We start from the raw sequence: 2,170 nt of genomic DNA, 5'->3' as shown, positions 1-2,170 counted from the left end.
CGCGCCGCCCCGCGCCAGGCCCGGCTTGAGATCGGCGTCGCGGCCCTCGATCTCGTGCAGCGTGTCGACGTACCAGGAGGTGGCGGGGCCGCTGGACAGCGCCCTGGCCACGCCCTTGAGCACGCCGCTCACCAGGAACATCCAGAACGTCGTGGACACGCTGATCAGCGCCAGCGCCGCCACGGTGCACGCGGCGGAGGCGGCCAGCACCATCCGCCGCCCGATGACGTCGGCCAGGCCCCCCGTGGGCAGTTCCAGGCCGACGGTGACGATCGAGAACACCGTCACCGACAGCCCCACCTGGGCCAGGCTGAGCCCGCGCGCGGTCATCAGCAGCACCATGGTGGCCACCATGAGCCCCAGGGGCAGCCAGGTCAGGAAACTGACGAGCATGTAGCGGCGTAACGCCGAGCGTGCGGTCATCGGCCTTCCTCCCTCGATCGCGGCACGGCGCCCAGCCAGACGTTGACCTGCCGGGCATCGGGATCGCCCGCGTATTTGGCGGCGAGGCCGAACAGCAGCTCCTCGGCCTTTCGGTTGAACTCGCGCAGCGCGGCGGGCGGCAACCAGACGATGTGGTCGCTCATCCCCGCCGCGTCCACCCAGTCGTGGGACCATTCGCCGAGGTCGAACTCCTCCATCACCCGCCCGACCATCTCGGCCTGCCGCAGATGGATGATCCTGATCGCCTCGCGGCCCTCGGCGGTGGCGGACATCTCGACGTCGTCCCACGAGGTGTAGTTGTGGCGGGCCCGCCACCGGCGCTCGCGCCCGTCGCGCCGCTCGGGGTCCTCCTCGATGAATCCGTACTTGAACAGCTCGCGCAGGTGATAGCTGGTCGAGCCCGAGCTCTCGCCGGCCTTGCGGCCCAGCTCGCTCGCGGTCGCCGGACCGTCGGTGCGCAGCAGGCCGAGCAGGCGCACCCGCAGCGGGTGGGCGACCGCCTTGAGCACCTGCGGGTCGCTGATCTTGTAGCGCTCCTCCATACGGCTCACGATAGACCGCAAAGACAATTTTGCAAAGGGAATTTTGCGGTCTGCCCGCTCTTAGACTGTGGAGATGCTTGACGACATCTGGGTGGACGACTCCGTCTTCGCGCTGCGCCCCGACTTCGCGGTGCTGATCATGACCGCGCACGGACTCCACAACGGGCCCACGGACGACCGGTCCCGGGCATGGCTGGCGGCGGCCTCCGAGGTGGAGGTCCAGTCGGACAAGATCGACGCCTGGAAGGACGCGTACCGGGCGTTCGGGGCCAAGCCGCAGCGGACCCGGCCCTCGGTCGACGCCCTCACCCGCAGGATGCCGCTGCCGGAGATCAACCAGGTCGTGGACGCGTACAACTCGATCAGCGTGAAGCACGCGCTGCCGATCGGCGGAGAGGACCTCGACCACTACGTCGGGCCGGCCCGGCTGGTCAGGGCGACCGGCGACGAGGCGTCCGAGGAGGCGCTCGGCACGCCAGAGCCCGGCGAGGTGATCTGGCGCGACGACGTCGGCGTCACCTGCCGCAGGTGGAACTGGCGCCAGGTGGTGCGCACCCGGCTCACCGAGGAGACGACGAACGCGATCTTCCTGCTCGAACGCCTCGAGCCGATGTCGCTGGAGGAGCTCAAGCAGGCGGGCGAGGAGCTGGCGGACCTACTGTCTGAGTTGTCCCCTCAGGTGCGGATCACTAGCAGAGTGGTGTCTAGCGGGAAATAAACCTCATGTCCCGGTGTTGATACCAAAGAGTAATAATTGCGGCACCGCCTGGACCGACAAGGGGGGCGTGACGTCTTTGCTCTGTCCTGAGAGGATCGTTCGAGGCGCCACAGCCTCTTCGGCGCGCGCTGCCGGTCCGGGCGAGTAGCCTTGGACAGGTTCTCTAACATCAACGCCGATCTGCGGAAGAGGGCGATTTCCGCCGTGTCGTCTGAGTCGTCGCGGACAAACCCGCTGGCAAGCTTTGGTCAGAACGAATGGCTTGTCGACGAGCTGTACCAGAAGTACCTCCAAGATCCTGAGTCTGTCGACAAGGCCTGGTGGAACTTCTTCGCTGACTACAACCCTGATTACGGGCCGGGCCGAGCGGCACCGGTAAGGGAGGCGGCGAACGGCACTGTGACCGCTCCCGCTCCCCCGCAGGCGCCGCCCAAGGCGCCACCGGCAGCCGCGAAGCCGAAGCAGC

4 protein-coding genes are annotated in these 2,170 nt (G+C 67.8%); 2 read left to right on the top strand and 2 right to left on the bottom strand.

What is annotated here, in order from left to right; translation table 11 throughout:
- Both AB0J09_RS62980 and AB0J09_RS62975 read right to left on the bottom strand, forming a co-directional pair.
- A partial coding sequence (locus AB0J09_RS62980; protein ID WP_360713842.1) for an MFS transporter occupies nt 1–423 on the bottom strand: 423 nt, incomplete at its 3' end.
- The gene (locus AB0J09_RS62975) at nt 420–986 is read right to left on the bottom strand and encodes a helix-turn-helix domain-containing protein (protein ID WP_360713840.1); all 567 of its coding nucleotides are present in this window, start codon (nt 984–986) and stop codon (nt 420–422) included. The genes AB0J09_RS62980 and AB0J09_RS62975, both read right to left, overlap by 4 nt.
- A gap of 73 nt (nt 987–1,059) precedes the next feature.
- Here AB0J09_RS62975 and AB0J09_RS62970 point away from each other — a divergent pair, with 73 nt between their 5' ends.
- On the top strand, nt 1,060–1,704 hold the full coding sequence (locus AB0J09_RS62970) for a phenylalanine--tRNA ligase beta subunit-related protein (RefSeq protein WP_360713838.1): 645 nt from the start codon (nt 1,060–1,062) through the stop codon (nt 1,702–1,704).
- A gap of 204 nt (nt 1,705–1,908) precedes the next feature.
- On the top strand, nt 1,909–2,170 hold a 262-nt coding region (locus tag AB0J09_RS62965), incomplete at its 3' end, for a hypothetical protein (RefSeq protein ID WP_360713845.1).

It is taken from the genome of Nonomuraea sp. NPDC049784 (genome assembly GCF_040659615.1).
Taxonomy (GTDB): domain Bacteria; phylum Actinomycetota; class Actinomycetes; order Streptosporangiales; family Streptosporangiaceae; genus Nonomuraea.
This window is presented reverse-complemented; position numbering and strand designations above follow the sequence as displayed.